A 19,833-nucleotide genomic window follows, 5' to 3' on the forward strand; every position below is an offset into this window, starting at 1 on the left:
ACGATATGCTTCCCTTCCTTATATATCGGCATTTTTTTAATATAATTTATCTACATATTTATAATTTTTAAAATAATTTTAATTTTTTTATTATTAATTTATAAATTATATTTATTTGTAGTAAAAATAATGCATTGAGGACCCTCCCCAATGCATTAAATTAAACTAATTTTTCTATATGCAAGTATGCTTTTAATTTCTCAAGCCTTTCCTTTGATAATATTGGTACATTTTTTAATCGATAAGCAAGATTTAGGTTATCATATTTGAATACTCCCAAGGTGTGATATGGCAAAATCTCAACTTTTTGTATTATATGAGTAGGGAATGAGTTAACTTCATTTTCAAACTCTGTCATATCCTCATAAGTATCGTTGATACCTGGAGTTACAACTTGTTTTAACCATATATTCTTGTTATTTTTAATTATATGTTTCTTAAATTCATAATAAGAGTTAATGTCTAAGCCAGTAATTTTTTTATATTTCTCTTTATCTGAATGCTTTATATCCAATATCACAAGGTCTGTATATTTTAATATTTCGTCATAATTTCCATAACCTACACCTGAAGTATCTAAAACGGTATGAATCCCTTCTTCACTACATTTTTTTAAACATTCCAGTAAAAACTCAGGCTGCATTAATGGTTCTCCACCAGAAAAAGTTATTCCTCCACTGTTGAATTTGAAGTATGGTTTATATTTTTTAGCTTTATTTATTATCTCATCAGAGCTTATGGTTATACCTTTGGTTGTAAGCCATGTATCAGGATTATGACAATATAAACATCTTAAATTACAACCTTGAAAAAATACTACCATCCTAATTCCAGGCCCATCTAGTGTCCCTAATGTTTCCATTGAATGTATTTTACCTTTTATCATAGCTTCTACATCTTTTCATGAAATGTTCTACTTATTACATCCATTTGTTGTTCACGAGTCAATCTATTAAAATTAACTGCATATCCTGATACTCGAACTGTCAAGTTCGGATATTTTTCTGGATTTTCCATAGCATCTTGTAATGTACTCTTATCCATTACATTTACATTTATATGATGTGCTTTTTGAACAAAATATCCATCTAATATGTTTACAAGATTATCTACTCTGTGTCTATCTAACTTTCCAAGAGTCTGAGGTATTACTGTAAATGTATTTGATATTCCATCCTCACAAATATTTTCATATTTTAATTTTGCTACCGAGTTTAATGATGCCAAAATTCCACTCCTATCTCTTCCATTCATAGGATTTGCACCTGGAGCAAATGGTTCACCTGCACCTCTACCATCTGGTGTAGAACCTGTTTTTTTGCCATATACTACATTTGATGTAATTGTAAGAACAGAAAGTGTATGATGTGCATTCCTATATGTTTGATGTTTTTTTAGTTCCGATGAAAAGATTTCTAATATTTCTTCAGCTATCATATCTACTTTATCATCATCATTCCCATACATAGGAAAATCACCTATTATTTCAAAGTCTACTGCTATACCATTTACATCATATATTGGTTTTACTTTTGCATATTTTATTGCACTTAGAGAATCTGCAACAATTGAAATTCCAGCAACACCAAATGCCATATATCTTCCTACATTGTAATCGTGCAAAGCCATAAGACCTGCCTCGTAAGCATATTTATCATGCATATAGTGTATTATATTCATTGTATTAACATAAAGTTTTGCAACATAGCACAAAACATCTTTATAGTTGTTTAGTACATCTTCATACTTAATTACTTCTGTATTTATTTTTTTTATACCACTAATAACTTTTATTTTAGTTATTTCATCTACCCCTCCATTTATAGCCATTAATAAAGATTTGGCTAAATTGCATCTAGCTCCAAAAAACTGCATATCCTTGCCTATCCTCATAGCTGATACGCAACAAGCAATGCCATAGTCATCACCATGTATAGGTCGCATAATATCATCATTTTCATATTGGATTGCTGATGTTTCTATTGATATTTTAGCGCAATATTTTTTAAAATTTACAGGTAAATCATTGGACCATAATACAGTCATATTTGGTTCTGGTGCAGATGATAAATTGCTTAATGTATGTAAGAACCTAAAGCTTGTTTTAGTAACTAATGTTCTTTTGTCACTACCCATTCCCCCAATTGATTCTGTAACCCAGTTTGGATCCCCAGCAAAAAGTTCGTTGTATTCAGGCGTTCTAAGATGTCGAACCATTCTTAACTTCAAAACAAACTGATCAATTATTTCTTGAATTTCTGACTCAGTCACTTTGTTATTACTAATATCACGTTCTGCATATATGTCAATAAAAGTGCTAACTCTGCCCAGTGACATCGCTGCGCCGTTATTTTCTTTCACTCCTGCTAAATATCCAAAATAAATCGCTTGTACCGCCTCTAATGTATTATTTGAAGGTTTTGATAAATCAATGTTGTATTTTAATGCCATTGACTTCATTGATTTTAAAGCTTTTATTTGTTCTTTAATTTCTTCTCTAGCTCTAATATTTTCTTCTATCATTGGAAAAACTATATCATTATATTCTTCTTGTTTCTTTGTTATTAAAAAATCTAACCCATAAAGTGCTATTCTTCTATAATCACCAATTATTCTTCCCCTTCCGTAAGCATCTGGAAGTCCCGTAAGTAGTCCAACACTTCTTGCTGTTTTCATTTCAGGTGTATATACATCAAAGACCCCTTCATTATGAGTTTTTCTATATTTATGAAATATATCGTTTAGTTCTTTAGACATACTGTAGCCATAAGCCTCAAGTGATGATTCTACCATCCTTATACCACCAAAAGGATTCAACATTCTTTTAAGTGGCAAGTCTGTTTGAAATCCAAATACTATTTCATTTTCCTTATCAAGATAACCTGCATCAAAATTATCTATACCTGATATATGCTCAGTATCAATATCAAGCACCCCTTTTTCAATTTCTTTTTTCATAAGTTCAGATGCTTTTTTAAATAGAATTTTTGTTCTTTCTGTAGTTCCAGTTAAAAATTCTTCATTCCCCTCATAAAGTTCATAGTTTTTTTGAATAAAATCTCTAACATCGATATTTTCTGTCCAATTACCTTCAACAAAATTTGACCACTGTTCTTTTAACATTCTTTTCCTCCTAAGTATTTTTACTCAGGGACGCAAAAAACCGCCTGAGCTCTGCCCAGGCGGTCGACTTCTAATTTTTTCACACTCCCTCGTGGTATACTCCACAATTCCGCCAGTCGTGTGATTATTTATTTATATTACATTATATTAATCCGATTGTCAACTAATTTTTTTACTCGTGCCCTCGTTACATCGGTGACGTGGGCGAATAAATTATGATTTCTCTATTATGTTTTTTATTTGTTCTTCTATTTGTTGAAGTAAAAATTCTTCTGTAACTTTTTCTTCATATAACTTTGCTACAGCTTTATCTATCTGATTTTTTGTATTTTTAACAGCATCTAACGACTTACCAATCTCAGATTGTACTACCCAATCAAATATTAGTCCATCAAAAAAATAATCTGCAAATGTTTCAAATTTACCTACACAAATTTCAATATTAGTTACCATATTTATATCAGATATTTCTCTTTTAAATATATCTAATTTTCTTTGTGTTTCCTCTGCATATGTTCTAGCTTTGTCTACATTATCATGCTTAATAGCAGTTGTGAGTAATCCTCCTCCAAGAATATCCCATACACCCCAATTTTCAGCATTACTCAGTGCTCTTATTGCTTTTTCCACTGTTTCTAGCGCATCTTCTCCAGCTTTAATAGCTTCATCAACTTCTTTTATATTCGCTCTTATATTTTCTTTTTTCTTAATCATTTTTTTGAGAACTACATTCGTCTCTTCGTTTTCAATTGATATAGTTTCCATCTTTTTATTAATTAATTCCTCATATTCAGTTTCACAACCCTCAATTTGAGAAAGCTCATCAACAAGTTTTTTTGTTTCATTAACTAAAAATTCAACATCATGTTTACATTGATCATATTTAAGTTTTGCTCTAAGAGCCTCTTGTTTTTCCTTTTTAAGCTGTTCTTCTTTATTGCCTAGTATTGTGTAGAATAATGATGCTGTACTAATTGTTTCTAAATTTAAAACATCTTTATACTCTTTCTCATATTCACTGAGAAGTTTGTTCAATTGTAATTTTTCATGAATCAAATCTTGTTCAGTTTGTTTAAGAAGTCCAGTCAACCTATTTTTCTTTTGTATACACTCTTTCATGTAACTTATCTTATCATTATATTCACGATGCATATTAGTCTCTCCTTTACCTTGGGTATAACAATAAAGTTCATATGTATAAATATATTCTATCTAAATCATATCACAGTTTAATACATCATTCAAACAGTTTTTCATATATATTTCCTTGAATGCGTTAACATTTTTTTATATAAAGTTTAATAAAATTTATTGAATATCCTTTTTGAATAATGTATAATATTCTAAGTAATAATTTCTTTGCTAAATTATAAAGGAGGAAATACAATGGCAATTACAAAAGATATGATTATACATGAAATTCTTATGGCCAGACCAGATGCTGCTGAAATTCTTATGGCTCATGGTATGGGATGTGTAGGTTGTCCAGGATCTCAGATGGAATCATTGGAAGAGGCTGCTGCAGTTCATGGAATGAATCTTGATGATTTAATGGCTGCATTAAATAAATAATATATAACAAAAAACCGGCTTATAGCCGGTTTTTTGTTATATACATATACGCATTATATTTAAAAAGCATACATCAAACAGCTGTTAAATGTTTTGCTTGATAGTTATATTATTTACATTTTTTTAGAATATAGTATATAAATTATTTATCTTTTATGGTAATAAAAGTAATTTTTAAATTTTATTATCAAATTTTGCTTAATTCCTTAAAATAAATTCTTTATGACCTTCTCCCCAAAGCTCTTGCTGCATAGCTTCTGAATGACCTTCTGAAAATAAACCTGGTGCTCCACCTGTATGAATCAGCATTATATTACTATTTTCCTTAATTTTTCCTGATTCAATCATCTCGATCATTCCTCTAAATGCTTTTCCTGTATAGCATGGGTCAAGTATAATGGCTTCCTCTCTAGCCATCATATATACATATTTCCTAGTTTCTGAATCAGGTACATTGTAACTTATACCTACATACTCCTTTTCAATCCACATATCATCCAATTTAACATCTACATCTAACTCCAAAAACTCATTAGCTTCTTTAATATAATCTACTTTTTCCTGAATTTCTAGATCATTTTTATGCGATACTGCTATTCCTATTGGTGTAAATTCGGTATTAAAATATTTGGCTCCAAGATATAATCCTCCAAAGGTTCCTACTGAACCAAACCCTGTAAAAACGTAATCCATATTTATTCTCATTTCTTGAAGCTGATCTTTGATTTCTTTTGCTGCCATTACATAACCAGCAGCGCCTAGTTCTGAACTTCCACCAACTGGTATAACATATACCTTATCACCACTTTCTTCATACATTTTTATTACTTTTTTTGTGGTTTTATTTAACAATTGTTTGTATTTTTCTGCATAAATTTCTTTTGATTTTTTTTTAAAATTAGAATCATCCATAAAAAATAAATCTGCACCTAACATTTTATCAAGTATAAGATTTCCTGAAGCTTTTTGGGGTGCAGGTCCATCCATAATTATCCCGCACTTTAAACCAAATCTTGCTGAAACAGCTGCGGTTAGTCTTCCATGATTTGTTTGAGGCCCTCCATAGGTTAAAAGCACAGTACATTCATTGTCTAGAGCATCTTTTAACAAATAATCTAACTTTCGAATTTTGTTGCCCCCTAAAGCAAATCCAGTTAAATCATCCCTTTTAATGTAAATATTAGTATTATATTTTCTACTTAGGTTTTCAAGTTTATGTATAGGTGTATTTAAAAAGCCTGTATTAATTTTTTGTAATTGCTCAATTTTCATTGATTTTTCCTCCTATTAACCAGATGTATGATTGCATGCGATAAAAGAGCAATTATTAAACTGCTCTTTTACTTTTCAAATATACTTTTCGGAAGTTTTTCTTATAGTCGCTTTTATATTATAATATCTCATCTAATTTATTTTTATTGAACCCCTCTATTACATCATCATCTACCATGATTATTGGAACTCCCATATATCCCATTCCTATTAATTCTTTTTTAGCCGAAGGATCAGTTGAAACATTTCTTTCTTCGTAACTTAATTCTTTCTCTTTTAAGTATTCTTTTGCTGCTGAACAATGTGAACATGTATTGCTAGTATAAATCTTTATCTTTGGCATATTGATTCCTCCTAATTTTTTATTTAATTTATATTATTATGTCTGCAAATATAAAGTATATTATCTCTCTGTTGCTTATATTAGAATTGTATCATAAGCATATATAAATTTCCATATTTTTTTATTCTTTTTTTATTCTTCATGCTAATTTAGCTACATTAAAAATCACCAAAAACACATAAAGGAATATTATAGAATATAGTTTCATTTTTAAAAGAAATTATGAAAGGAATGAAATAATATGAATGACTGCAAAATTTCAATTGATGCTCCTAAAATATTTCTCAAGGGAGCAGGTTTTCCAAATACCTCGTTTCTACCTGCATGGATATATAAAGTAAAAATTACACTTAAAAACTCTAGTGATTTTCCACAGTTATGTTCCTTTAGTGCAACTATGGGTAATGGAATTCGTTACATAAAAAAATTACAACTATCCGGTCCTGACACCAATATATACGACTCAGTAAACATAGTAGAACCAACTCAATCTGTAGGAAATAATAATGTAATAATTTTCGCAAATAATTTTACTCTTTCTGCTAATTCAGAAAATATATTGAGTTTAAATACATGTTTATGTGATAACCTTACAGAAAAAAGCATAGAAAATTCAGGTGCTAAAATCCCACATAATGAAAAAATATTTTTCTATGGTCATTTGATTAATGGAGAAAATGTTGATTCATGTAGTTACGTAACGAAAGCATGTGATTATAAAATCCAAGTAAAGTGCGAAGATAATAAAATTTGCAAAGATGATACCACTAAATTCTACATAGAATGCTGCACTGGACAATATGATATGGTTAGAAGTGTATATGTTAGAAGTATACTCGACGAAGGACTTGAATTTATTGCTGACTCCTCTAATATGGAACCAAGAAATATATATACATTTGATAAAAAAACAATACTTAAATGGAATGTAGGTAGTTTACAACCATGCGAAGTAAAAAAAATAGGATATAAGGTTAATATAAATGAAGCGAATCTAGAAAATGGATTAATGAAAAAGGGATCTATATTAAAAAATAAAATTAACTCAAACTGTATAAATAACTCTACATATACTCAATGTCCTTCTAGTTGCGAATATGAATTATTAATTGAATAGTATGAGAAAGGGGCAGATTATACTGCCCCTAGTTTAATATCAACCCATAATAATCGTTATCAAGAATTAAAGTTGAATATTTAAACTTATCTTTAATTTTTTTTGTTATTTCTTCTTCATATCCATCATTTAGTATACAATTATTTTTAGTCTTTAGTTCCCCTGTTGATGAATTATAAGTTGCTTTATCTGTGATCCAACTTCTATTAGAAAACAAAACTAGTGGTTCTGAGTCAGACATAATATCTCTTCCCATCAGCAACCTTGAATCATATTCTATGCCCATTAGATTTGATAATGTAGGTAAGATGTCTAAGCTAGAACATGGTTTATCAATATTCTCAGATTCTATCCCTTTAAACCATAAAATAAAAACACCTTTATATAATTCAAAATTTGTTTCTACTTCATGCCCCGCAAGCTCACTTATTTCTTGTATTTCTAATCCATATGGATAATGGTCTGGACTTATGGCAATTAAGGTATCTTCAGCTATACCTGCGTCTTCAAGCTGATTAATCAAAGATTCCATAGCCTTATCAAGTTCTATATTGGCTGCAAGATATGCCTTAACGTTATCTGAATAATCCAAATCTTTAACTGCATCTTTATTTTTATTAGACATAGCATTACCTTCAAATGTATACCTCAAATGTCCACTAACAGTCATATAATAAGTGTGAAACGATTGTTTCTCAATATATTCAGGAACCGTAACATCTATCATTTCAAGATCTGATTCTGGCCATGTTTCTTTTATATCTAATCCATTTCCAAGACCCTTGTAATTATAGCCCATATTTGGATGAGATTGGTCTCTTTTATAGTAGCCAAAATAATGATTATGATATGCAAAAGTATTATATCCTATTATTTGCATTTGATTACCCATACAAAATGGCATGTAATTTTTTGATGACTCATACATACTCCATACTCCTGCTTTTGGTATTAAGCCAGTGCAAGCCACATACTCTCCATCAGATGTACTTACACCCCACAGTGGAGTATAAAAATCTTTAAATTTAAAACCTTCTTCATACATTTTGTAAAGTGTAGGTGTAAGATTTTCATCAATTGCATATGGAGAAAATCCTTCAGCAGTTATTAAAATTAAATTTTTATTTTTAAACTTACCAGTATATTTATTTTTATTTGTAGGTTCAACTTTGCTAAAATACTCATTCATATTTCTAATTTTTACGTTTTGCTCATTTTTAATTAAAGAATCAAAATCAATATTCATAACATTGTATTCTATTTTAGGTTCTGGTTTTTCATCATTTACTAAATTTTGATCGTTTTCTATACCCTTATTGCTTTTATTATTCTCAACAGCTTCAACTATGCTGGTATTTGTTGTAGATTTACCAATTGCATAAACGTTAGCATCTTTTTTGTACTGCTTTTTATTATTTTTTTCCCTATCTTCTAATAACATTAAAATTAAATTTTTGCAATCAAGCCTCTCTGTTGTCAAAAGTCCAAAGCTACTTACGGATTTATCTATAATAAATGACTCTGAATACAAATAATGATGACTTATCTCACCAGTATTTGAATTTATAACAACGAGTAATATAATAATATGAACTAATGATGCAATTCCAACAATTTTTAATTTAAGTTTTTTATTGTAGATATATATAGGTTTTATCTTTTTATTAAAAATAATAATTAACACTAACGGTAAACATAAAAATATAAAAGAACCGATGTCTTTTGATATTGCTCTTATAATTTCTTCCCAAAACTGCATAGCTTGGCTAGCACCTATAAAAGAGTATAATGATAAAAAGGTTGAAAAGATTTTATAGTAAATATATTGAATTATATAAATTGTTGATAATAAAATTAAAAGCAATATCAATACTATCTTATTTTCTTTTTCGCTGAAGTTCGTAATCAGCAAACCCATTAACAACCCTATTGGAACAGAAAATAATATCATATTTATATATCCTAAATCAAATAACGTTTTAAATACTGATATTCGTAAAACACTTTCAAAATAAATTATAACAATAGGGAAAAAAATAATATAAATTAAATTTTTTTTCAAATTTTCCATTTAAATATCCTACTTTACCTCTACAATATTAATCTATCTAACTACATTTGCCAATTGATCACTTTCAATGTATCTTTTAATATTTTCAACTATTAATTTTTTTAGTCTGTCTTTATTGTTCTTTACAACCCCTGACGCATGAGGAGTTATATATACATTATCTAAATCCCATAACTCATCTTTCTCAGGTAGAGGCTCAATTTCAAAAACATCAAGACCAGCATAACTTATTTCGTTATTTTTCAACATTTCTGTTAAATCTTTTTGATTAATTACACTTCCTCTTGCTATATTAATAATAGAAGCTTCCTTTTTCATGTTTTTTAAATTATTCTTATTTAGCATATGATATGTATCTTTATTTAAATCAACTGTCATTACTATATAATCACTTAAGGATAAAATTATATCTAACCCTTTATGTCCAGAATATACTTCGTCAAAATACGGTATAGTGGAAACAGGTGTCCTTTTATATCCAATTACTCTTACTCCAAAGCCTTGAAGTCTCTTTGCAATCTCTGTTGCAATAGAACCAGTTCCTATGATTCCTATGGTTTGAGAACAAAATTCTTTTCTCTTAAAACCCTTTGTCCATGTGTGATTTTTTTGATTTTTTATATAATCCAGTGCATTTGTATTATGCATAAGCATTTTACATATTACATCTTCTGCTATTGGTACTGAATATATATCTTTTCCATTGGTATAAATTATACCTCGATTTTTTATATATTCCATATCTATAGTGTCAAATCCTGCACGCAGAGATTGTATCCACTTAAGATTAGAAAGTTTTTCTAACTTATCTCTTGTAATATGATGTGGTTCACCAATTAACACTTCTGATTCTGGACACTCTTCTTCCACATCAATAAATTCTATTTCCGGAAAAATTTCAGAAACATACTGCAAGTATGGCTTAAAAATAGATATTTTCACTGTATTTCCTCCTCTTATAAATTTATTTTAACAAACCCGCTTAAATATTAAGCGGGTCTTATATTCATTATATGATAAATGTAATATTATTATAAATTACAATATCCAACTATTGAATACTCATCAGGTATATTGTATTCTTTTTCTGGTTTTCCAATATTCCATTCTACGTCAAGCAATGTAGCGTCAATTACTGATTCGAAAAATAACATTATAATACCAGTATCTATTTTAGCTTCATAGTTATTAACATAAGCATCTGACCTTAGAGCTAAAACTATAATTCCATCATCTACAATAAATCTCCAAGGTTGTCTATTTAGTGTTGATGGTGCAAGTCTAGCATATGTAAATCCTTCTAGTATACCTCTATTGCTTAGGTCATCAGCAGTTGCATTGTTACCCCACTGCCCAATATATACTACTTCTTCAACATCTAATCTATATGAAGTATTATCTTCAACTACCTTAATATCTGCTCTAGATGGGTTGTATTCAGAAACATTGTCATACACTATTTTAGTTTTATTATTATCATATCCTAATGCTATAATTGCTGTAAGCTTCTTTTCAGACTCAAAATTAAGTTTTTTCTTTATTTCATCTCCGTTTTTAAATGTTATCCAGCAAGATCCAACACCAAGTTCAAATGCTTTTAACATTATGTTTTCGCATATATAACCAGTATTCTCTATGTAATAATCGCCTTCGTTAGAAGCAACTATAAGATAGTGTGGCGCATCTATCATATTTTCCTTATATCCTGCAATGCCTTTAAGTTGTTCAAAAACATCCTCTCTATCTTTAACAATAACGTCTACATCAATACCTTCAATTAGTTTCCTTTCATTTTGATAAAAACTTTTAATCTCATCGAGAATTTGAGGACTTACTAAATCGGCCTTATAATCTCTAACTGATTTTATTTTAGGTATTAAATTTTTATAATCCATAATATTCCTCCGTTTTTTAGCTTATATTTATTTCTTATATATACCCATTATTTAAGTAATTTAACATTTTTATTAACCACTCAAATTATACTACGCAAAAATATCAAAAAGCAATTACAATTCCACCATCATAAGCATAAACACTACTTAATCCACTTGCCGTGAAAATTTTAATATCTTTAAATGGATATTTTGCTTTAATTTCGTCTCTTAATTTTTCTGCCTTTTCAAAACAATTACAATGAGTTATTCCAAGTGTTGTATTTTCAAAATCCACATTATATTCACCAATCATATCCACTAATCTTGAAAAAGCTTTTTTCTTTCCCCTAATTTGCTCTTTTAAAATAATACTACCATTGCCGTCTTCTCCCATTATAGGAACAATGTGAAGAACATTTCCAATTATAGCTTTAAAATTAGTTATTCTACCATTCTTAGCTAAATTATCTAATGAATCCAAGATAAAAAATGTTCTAAGTTTTGAAATATACTTATTTGTATTTTCAATTATTTCAGGTATATCTATATTATCTTCAATCATCTGCTTGACTTTCAAGGTAACTAAAGATTCACCTGCAGCAGCAGATTTAGAATCAAAAACATGCACAAAATTTTCCGGAAATTTTTCTTTCATTAAATTGACAGCTAACATTGCACTGTTGTATGACCCGCTCAATGCACTTGAAATTGTAACTGCAAAAGTATCCTTGCATTTTTTAAATGCATTAATAAAATCTTCAGGTGAAGGACATGCAGTTTTAGTGTGACTTTTACTATTTTTCATTTTCACTAACAAATCCATTGTATCAAGATCTGAATCAATAAGCTCTTCATCTTCAATTATTATTTTAAATGGTATTTTTTCTATATCCTTTGTATCGATATTACAATCAACACAACTATCTACAATCAAATTAATATCCATGTAGTATCGCTCCTATATAATATTTACTATATTATAACAAAAAAACAATTGTTATACAAATCAATTTTAAAATTATACTTTAAATTTCTCAATAAGCTCGATTTTTTTTATTTTTTTTAACTTCTTTATTTCTGATTCTCGCCTTAAAGCATCATTTTTTGAATCAAATTCTTCATAATACTTTAACACAAGCGGTGTTCTTCCTCTAGTGTACTTAGCACCTTTACCTTTATTGTGAACTTTTATTCTTTTTTCTAAATCTACTGTAAATCCAGTATACAATGTTCCATCTCCGCATTCTGCGATATATATATAATACATCTATATCCCCTTAATTTTATTATATTATATATATTACCACTATTTATAAAAAAATAAATGAAAAATTTAATTATTTATATAAATATATAGTTAATTTACGATAAAAACCCCTTTGTTTATATAAACTAAATTATATCCAAAGGGGTATCATATGAATTTTTAAAAGTTCTTATTATCCATAAACTTGTTTTCCTGCTACAAATGTTTTTAACACTTTTATGTTTAAAAGTTCATCCTCTAAAGACTCAAAAGGATCTTTTTCAAAAACAACCATATCAGCAAACTTACCAACTTCTAATGTACCTAATTTATCCTCTTGACCGGTTGCATAATGAACATTTTTTGTAAACAGCAAAAATGAATCATAAACAGATAGCTTTTCTGTTGGCATATACCCTCCATCTGGATATCCATTCATGTCTTTTCTCGAAGCAGCACCATAAATTCCTTTCATTGGGTCAAAGTACTCAACAGGACAGTCTGACCCCCCAGTTTGTATTAAGCCTGCATCCTTCATTGTTTTCCAGCAGTAAGCATTTTTAGCTCGCTCACTACCTATTCTATCCTCAATCCAATGTAAATCTGTACATAAAAATATTGGCTGTATATCAAGAACTAAAGGAAGTTTTTTCATCCTATCAAGTAATTCTTCATCTATCATTTGTGCATGTATAATTCTAAATGGCAACCTTGAATTTTGTTCTATTTCTGTCATACCTAATTTTCTAGTAGTTTCTAATGAATACTCAATAGCTGATAAAGTCATATCTAAAGCGGCATCACCTATTGCATGAATTGCAGGTTGGAGACCTTTTTTGTAAGCAATTAAAACTCTTTCATTTAATTCATCTTGAGTACATATTACAAAGCCTTTATTTCCTACATCATCACAATATGGCTCCTTTAGCGCTGCCGACCTTGAACCTAATGAACCATCAGTAAATAATTTATATGAACCATATTGAACCATCCTGTAAGGATCATCCTTTTTTTCTTGAGTTATAAATTCAGGCTCAAAAAGTTCATCTAAACATACTGTAACTCTTACAGGTAATTCTCCTTCTTTTTCTAGAGTTCTATATAATTCTATATCCTCATCATATCTCCATATCCTAGCTGCATATGTGTGAATCGTAGTGACTCCCTTTGATGCCATATCTTTTAATACTTCCTGCATTATCTTTCTTTTTTCTTTTTCATCAAGTAATGGATCTGGAATTATTTCATCAAATATTTTAGTGCATTGTTCTCTAAGTATACCATTTGGTTCATTATCTGAATCGAACTCCACAATTCCACCAGTTCCTCCGTCATATCCCTTCGCAACTCCAGCAAGTTTAAGCGCCATGGAATTCGCAACAACAGCATGTAAACAACACCTTTTTATTACGATAGGGTGCTCTAAACTGATTTTATCTAAATCATATCTAGTTGGAAATCTATTTTCTTTAAACTTGCTCTGGTCAAAATTAACTCCTTTAATCCAATTGCCACATGGTGTGTCTTTTACTTTTTGTTTCATTAGATAGATCATATCATCAATACTTCTAGCTGATTCTAAATTTACTGAAGTTTGATTTTGGCAATAAGCATACATATGCATGTGAGAATCTGCAAGACCTGGAACTACTGCTCTTCCCTCTAAATCTATAATTTCACTGCTTTTAAAAAATGATGCTTCTTCATTTGTTCCTAAAAATTTAATTATTCCATTCTTTATGCCAATCGATTCGACTCTTTTACCATCTGCTTCCATGGTATATATTTTTCCATTTATAAATAGTTTATCTAATTGCATCTATTTTCCTCCATTTTTTCAAAATAAATTTAACAGAATATCTCTATATTTTATTATACCATAACGGTCTATAACGGTGTGTATTAAAAGCTCACCTTACGTTTCAAGATTACTAACGTTAATATTTAATAGAAAAGCAATATGTATTCCTTTTTATTTTCATAATATAATAACTTGAACAAAAAGGGAAGACAAATTTAATCGTCTCCCTTCTACTTATTTCAAATTAATATTTTATGAACATAACACCTTTTCAAGAAAAGCATAAACAACTTCCGCAGTTTTTACAACTGAATCTAATTCTACATTTTCATCACTTCCGTGAAAATTGCTGCCAGCAGCCCCAAAAATAACAGCTGGTGCTCCTAACCTTGAACCCAAATAATTAAAATCTCCAATACTTTGAAAATATGAAATACTTGGTTTTACTTCGCATATATTTTCAACTGTCTCTATAAAATCTTTTGCAATAGGCTCCTTTCCTGTTATTGTATAAGGCATGAAACCCTTAGACCCTTCGGAAGGTGCCTCCCTAAAATTAATTTTATATTCACTTTTTATATTTGCTCTTTTTATTGCTTTTTCAATTTCTCTAGTTATTGTTTCTTCACTTTCACCTACAACTATATGCCAAAACAACTTAACTTTAGCATAATCAGGTACACTACATGCTCCTCCGTCGCTTTCAATTGCTACAACACAAGCTGAACCCTTCCCTAAATATGGATCAACTATATAATCCACATTTTTTAGTTCTCCTACAACCTTAGATGCACACTCTGCCGCATTTAGTCCAAGTTCTGGAGTAGCAGCATGAGAAGACTTTCCAAAAAACTCTATTTCTAGTCCATATCCACCACGTGCTCCAAGGCAAATATTAGGGAATTTATTGCCTGTAAATCCTGAACTCGGCTCGGTTATAATTGAAAAATCGATATCTTTAATAATTTCTTCTTCGATTAAGGCATTGGTTCCCATACCATAAGGTCCTTCTTCTACCGAAACATATGTGGCAATAATTTTACCATTAAAATCCTTATGATTTTCAACAAAAGCTTTTAATGCAATCATTGTTGCTGCACATCCAGATTTCATATCTAAGGCACCTACTCCATAGAGTTTATCACCTTTTATTTCTCCTTTTGGATTGGCAGTCCACCCATTGCACAATTTAACGGTATCCAAATGTCCATTTAGGCATATTACAGGGCCATCTCCTTTACCTTGTAGGGTTACAACAACATTCTTACCCTTGAAGCCTGTAACTTTTTTTTCATGATACTCATGAATATAGACTTCTATGTTGTTCTGTTGAAACCAGTTATAAACGTACTCCATAATTTTTTGTTCTTCAAAATATGGACTTTCAATTGAAACTAGATCCATCAGTAATTTTGTTGTTTGTTCCTTCTCGATTTTATACATTTTTTATACCATTTCCTTTTTAATGTTACTATTTATTTTGATACATTCTTTACACTATTTTCGTCTTCTTTCCAAATGAATTTTCCTGTAAATGCGTAAATTATAGCTACAACAGGAGTTAAATAACATAGGAATGCGTATGGAAGATACTCTAAGGTACCTACTCCTAATGCTCCTGCAAAGAATACTCCACAAAGTCCCCAAGGAACTAATGGAGAAGTTACTGTACCTGAATCCTCACAAGTTCTTGAAGCTACGTCGCCTCTTATACCAAGTTTCTTATACGCTGGAAGGTACATTCTTCCCGGAATAATTATAGCTACATACTGACTAGCAGATATAAAGTTTATAACAATTGATGACAGGATGTGAGTTGTTATAAGGTTTCTTGCACTTTTTGTTAAACCAGCCATCTTGTCTAATAAAGATTCCAAAGTTCCTGTTTTCTCAAGTATACCACCATATGAAAGTCCTAAATAACCTAAAGATACCGTCCACATCATTGACTGAATACCGCCTCTATTTAAAAGCTTATCGACATTAGCAATACCTGTGTCTATAACAAATCCATAATTCATAAATGACATCATTTCTAAAATATTATATCCTTGAGTAAGCATTGCAAGCAACATTGCAATAATTGATGCTATTACCATAGCAGCTAAGGCACTTATTTTTTTAATAGCCATAAATATAACAGCTGCAAGTGGAATTAAGCTAATTAACGCATACATAGGTTCTACATTAAAATTGCTTGAAATACCTGCCAAAATAGCATCAACTGCAGTTGTGTCAATTGTAGATGCTGTATATCTCATGCCTAAAATTGTATATATTACTAATGAAATAATAAATGCAGGTACAGTTGTAAAAAACATACTTTTGATATGAGCAAAAAGATTTGTTTCACAAACCCCTGCAGCTAAATTTGTTGAGTCAGATAGTGGAGATAACTTATCTCCGATAACAGCACCCGAAACTACAGCACCTGCTGTTAACGCTGGTGGTATTCCAAGTCCCATACTTATTCCCATAAAAGCTACACCAAAAGTTCCACCTGTAGTCCAGCTACTTCCTGTACATATTGATGAAATACTACATATAACTGCGGCAGTCAATAAGAATACCGATGGGTTAATGATTTGAAGTCCATAATAAATTAACATTGGGATTGTTCCTGCTGCAATAAGAGCCGGAATGAGCATTCCAATAAACATAAGTATCAACATTGGAACAGTTGCAATTTTGCATCCATGCATGATACCGTCTTCCACTTGAGACCACTCTGTTCCAGTCATCATGAGAAGCAATACAGCAAATGCAATTGAAAATACAAGAGTCATGTGGATATCTGGGCTACCAGCCACAAGCACTTGAGCTACGATAATTACAAATAAAAATGCCACTACTAATAGTGAGATTGAAAAAGATGGTTTCTTTGAAGTATTTTCCATAAATTATTCCTCCTTTATAATATATTATTATTATATACTAATAATGTTGTAAACATTGTGTCATTACATGTTTTAAAATTTAATTTTTAAATAATAGTTTTTATAAAATAAACGTTTTTTTAAACATGTTTTAAACTTATGTTTAAATTTATGTTCATTTAAATTTATATGGAAACAATGTTTTCTACTATAAAATATCATTAACTTACCCTATCAATCAATTGACAATTCAATTATACTATATTAAAATGTTTATATTACTTTCGGAGGTCAAAAAATGATTACAGGCATAATAGGAGCTATGGAAATAGAAATAGCAGAACTTAAAGAATCAATGGAAGATATTACGCAAGAAGAAATAAGCAGTATTATATATTACAAAGGCAAAATTCACGGGAAAGATGTAGTTGTAGCTAAAAGCGGTGTAGGAAAAGTACATGCTGCAGTATGTACTCAAACTATGATAATTAAATATTCACCAAATTTAATTATTAATACAGGGGTTGCAGGAAGCCTCAATTCTAAATTAGATATTGCAGATTTAGTAATTTCTGATTTTGTAGTCGAACATGATATGGATACTTCTGGTTTAGGAGACCCCCTAGGATTGATATCAGGATTAGATATAATAAAAATACCAGTTGCTAGTCATGTCATTGATAAAATAAAAACTGCTGCTAGTTTCATAAAAGACACAAATACTTATATTGGAACAATTGCAACAGGTGATCAATTTATTTGTAGTGCTGAGAAAAAAAATCATATAGTTGATAACTTTGACGCTTTGTGTGCTGAAATGGAAGGTGCCGCTATTGGACATGTGTGCTATTTAAATCATATTGATTTTTGTATAGTAAGAGCAATGTCAGATAAAGCTGATGGAAGTGCTCACATGGATTTTCCATCGTTTGTTAAAGTTGCAGCTAAAAAATCAACAGAATTAATACACAACTATTTAAAAAGTTTATAAAAACTAAAACGAGGATACTATTTGCATCCTCGTTTCTCATTTCTAGCTTATTATTTTACAAAAGTGGAGCCAACAATCTTGATATTGATTCTTTAAACCTTATCATAATACCTCTCTCTAAGTAAACTTCCCTAGTCAACTCAAGTGAATAATTTAAATCATCTATAAAGTGATTTTTTAACTTAGTTGATATTTCAGTATCATAAATTATTGCATTACCTTCAAAATTAAGTTTAAAGCTTCTCACATCGAAATTTGCTGTTCCTACAGAAGATACAATCCCATCTATTACAAGTGTTTTTGCATGAATAAAACCATTTTCATACGTATAGACCTTTACACCATATTTCAACAACTCTCCACAATACCAATATGTAGCCCAATAAACAAATGGATGGTCTGGCTTACAAGGTATCATAATACTAACATCCACACCCGAAGAAGCAGCAATTTTAAGCGCCTCAAGAACGCTGGCATCTGGTACAAAATACGGAGTTTGAATACAAATACTTTCTTTTGCTGAATTAATCATCTTTACATAGTTTCTTTTTATGGCTTCATCTTGTTTATCTGGACCACTACTTATAATTTGAATACCAACTTTACCATCATTGCCTGTGTCAGGGAAATATTTAGGACGATACATCATATCCTCCTTTGTTGCATGACCCCAGTCTAAAAAAAATCTAGTTTGCAAATCAATAACCGCATCACCTTTGATTTTTATATGCGTATCTCTCCAATACCCTATTTTAGTATTCAAGCCAATGTACTCATCACCTACATTAAACCCACCTATAAACCCTATTTCACCATCTATTATTACGATTTTTCTATGGTTCCTATAATTTATTTTGAAGTTTAAAAAAGGTATGCTACTAGAAAAAAACGATGCAACCTTTACTCCAGATGCTTTAAGTTTGTCTATTCTATCTTTAGTTATATGTCTACCCCCTAGAGAATCAAACATTAACCTTACTTCAACGCCCTCTTCTGCCTTTTTTTCAAGTAGATTCATAAATCTATTTCCTAAATTATCGTTCTTTAATATATAGTATTCAATATGTATGTTACGTTTAGCTCTCTCTATGCACTTAAACAATTCATAAAATTTTTCTTTCCCATCTACAAATATTTCAACATCATTATTTTGAGTGTATGATGATTTATTAGTAAACAAATTCATTTTTATCATGTCTTTATATGATTCAACATTTTTATCATTAAAAACTAAAGCACCAGAATTAAATAATTCTTCTTGACATTTAATATAATCACCAAAAGTTTTTTTAGCATAAATTTTCATTGTAAATAATTTTTTTCTGCTAAAATTCTGTGATAATAATAAATAAAAAACAAAGCCTCCAACTGGAAAAACAAGCAAAACTAAAACCCATGCTAAAGTTGCAGTTGGATCTTTTCGCTCAAGAAAAATAACTACTAGTGCCATAATAATATTTAATAAATAAAATGTGGAAATTGAGCCTACAAAGTTAATCATATTTCCTCCATTATTTGTTATAATTTCAAGTATTAACAATTGT

The 19,833-nt window shown here is 29.9% G+C and carries 17 protein-coding genes and 1 riboswitch; of the genes, 3 read left to right on the forward strand and 14 right to left on the reverse strand.

Translation table 11 applies throughout. The features are described 5' to 3' along the window. Positions 1-160: 160 nt before the first annotated feature. The 3 genes from pflA to J2Z76_RS14055 all read right to left on the reverse strand — a co-directional run bounded on the left by pflA (position 161) and on the right by J2Z76_RS14055 (position 4,275). On the reverse strand, positions 161-886 hold the full coding sequence (gene pflA / locus J2Z76_RS14045; protein ID WP_209512705.1) for a pyruvate formate-lyase-activating protein: 726 nt from the start codon (positions 884-886) through the stop codon (positions 161-163). Between the two features lie 5 nt (positions 887-891). Continuing rightward, the gene (pflB, locus tag J2Z76_RS14050; protein ID WP_209512706.1) at positions 892-3,123 is read right to left on the reverse strand and encodes a formate C-acetyltransferase; all 2,232 of its coding nucleotides are present in this window, start codon (positions 3,121-3,123) and stop codon (positions 892-894) included. A 46-nt stretch (positions 3,124-3,169) separates the two neighbouring features. After that, positions 3,170-3,253: riboswitch (ZMP/ZTP riboswitch) on the reverse strand. Between the two features lie 83 nt (positions 3,254-3,336). Next, positions 3,337-4,275 carry a hypothetical protein gene (locus tag J2Z76_RS14055; protein ID WP_209512707.1) on the reverse strand — a complete coding sequence of 313 codons (939 nt, stop codon included), beginning with the start codon at positions 4,273-4,275 and terminating at the stop codon, positions 3,337-3,339. 234 nt (positions 4,276-4,509) lie between these two features. Here J2Z76_RS14055 and J2Z76_RS14060 point away from each other — a divergent pair, with 234 nt between their 5' ends. Next, a complete protein-coding gene (locus J2Z76_RS14060) occupies positions 4,510-4,695 on the forward strand; it encodes a DUF1858 domain-containing protein (protein ID WP_209512708.1) in 186 nt (61 codons plus the stop codon). A gap of 198 nt (positions 4,696-4,893) precedes the next feature. On the opposite strand, the gene J2Z76_RS14065 is transcribed toward J2Z76_RS14060, so the two are convergent. Next, entirely contained in the window at positions 4,894-5,967 is a 1,074-nt protein-coding gene (locus J2Z76_RS14065) for a 1-aminocyclopropane-1-carboxylate deaminase/D-cysteine desulfhydrase (protein WP_209512709.1), read from the reverse strand. 118 nt (positions 5,968-6,085) lie between these two features. Next, positions 6,086-6,310, reverse strand: a complete 225-nt coding sequence (locus J2Z76_RS14070) for a glutaredoxin family protein (RefSeq protein ID WP_209512710.1) — start codon at positions 6,308-6,310, stop codon at positions 6,086-6,088. A 241-nt stretch (positions 6,311-6,551) separates the two neighbouring features. Between J2Z76_RS14070 and J2Z76_RS14075 the strand changes: the two genes are divergently transcribed. Beyond that, complete coding sequence (locus tag J2Z76_RS14075) at positions 6,552-7,427, forward strand: hypothetical protein (protein ID WP_209512711.1); 876 nt, start codon at positions 6,552-6,554, stop codon at positions 7,425-7,427. A 28-nt stretch (positions 7,428-7,455) separates the two neighbouring features. On the opposite strand, the gene J2Z76_RS14080 is transcribed toward J2Z76_RS14075, so the two are convergent. The 8 genes from J2Z76_RS14080 to nhaC all read right to left on the reverse strand — a co-directional run bounded on the left by J2Z76_RS14080 (position 7,456) and on the right by nhaC (position 17,319). After that, positions 7,456-9,498: an LTA synthase family protein gene (locus J2Z76_RS14080; protein ID WP_209512712.1), complete on the reverse strand. Its 2,043-nt coding sequence runs from the start codon at positions 9,496-9,498 to the stop codon at positions 7,456-7,458. Positions 9,499-9,531: 33 nt separating this feature from the next. Next, the gene (locus tag J2Z76_RS14085; RefSeq protein ID WP_209512713.1) at positions 9,532-10,440 is read right to left on the reverse strand and encodes a D-2-hydroxyacid dehydrogenase; all 909 of its coding nucleotides are present in this window, start codon (positions 10,438-10,440) and stop codon (positions 9,532-9,534) included. 89 nt (positions 10,441-10,529) lie between these two features. Next, positions 10,530-11,393 carry a nitroreductase family protein gene (locus J2Z76_RS14090; protein ID WP_209512714.1) on the reverse strand — a complete coding sequence of 288 codons (864 nt, stop codon included), beginning with the start codon at positions 11,391-11,393 and terminating at the stop codon, positions 10,530-10,532. Positions 11,394-11,496: 103 nt separating this feature from the next. After that, positions 11,497-12,321, reverse strand: coding sequence for a DegV family protein (locus tag J2Z76_RS14095; protein ID WP_209512715.1), 825 nt, complete (start codon positions 12,319-12,321; stop codon positions 11,497-11,499). 72 nt (positions 12,322-12,393) lie between these two features. Further along, on the reverse strand, positions 12,394-12,642 hold the full coding sequence (locus J2Z76_RS14100) for a GIY-YIG nuclease family protein (protein ID WP_209512716.1): 249 nt from the start codon (positions 12,640-12,642) through the stop codon (positions 12,394-12,396). A gap of 172 nt (positions 12,643-12,814) precedes the next feature. Next, a complete protein-coding gene (locus tag J2Z76_RS14105) occupies positions 12,815-14,440 on the reverse strand; it encodes an amidohydrolase (RefSeq protein ID WP_209512717.1) in 1,626 nt (541 codons plus the stop codon). A 234-nt stretch (positions 14,441-14,674) separates the two neighbouring features. Beyond that, entirely contained in the window at positions 14,675-15,865 is a 1,191-nt protein-coding gene (locus tag J2Z76_RS14110) for a M20 family metallopeptidase (RefSeq protein WP_209512718.1), read from the reverse strand. A 32-nt stretch (positions 15,866-15,897) separates the two neighbouring features. Next, positions 15,898-17,319 (reverse strand): Na+/H+ antiporter NhaC, encoded by a 1,422-nt coding sequence (nhaC, locus tag J2Z76_RS14115; protein WP_209512719.1) that lies wholly within the window; start codon positions 17,317-17,319, stop codon positions 15,898-15,900. 277 nt (positions 17,320-17,596) lie between these two features. On the opposite strand from nhaC, the gene J2Z76_RS14120 reads away from it, so the two are divergent. Continuing rightward, a complete protein-coding gene (locus J2Z76_RS14120; RefSeq protein WP_245210472.1) occupies positions 17,597-18,289 on the forward strand; it encodes a 5'-methylthioadenosine/adenosylhomocysteine nucleosidase in 693 nt (230 codons plus the stop codon). Between the two features lie 55 nt (positions 18,290-18,344). Here J2Z76_RS14120 and cls read toward each other — a convergent pair whose 3' ends face one another. Next, positions 18,345-19,790, reverse strand: coding sequence for a cardiolipin synthase (gene cls / locus J2Z76_RS14125; RefSeq protein ID WP_209512720.1), 1,446 nt, complete (start codon positions 19,788-19,790; stop codon positions 18,345-18,347). Positions 19,791-19,833 lie beyond the last annotated feature (43 nt).

This window comes from Sedimentibacter acidaminivorans (genome assembly GCF_017873955.1).
In the GTDB taxonomy this organism is placed as follows: domain Bacteria; phylum Bacillota; class Clostridia; order Tissierellales; family Sedimentibacteraceae; genus Sedimentibacter; species Sedimentibacter acidaminivorans.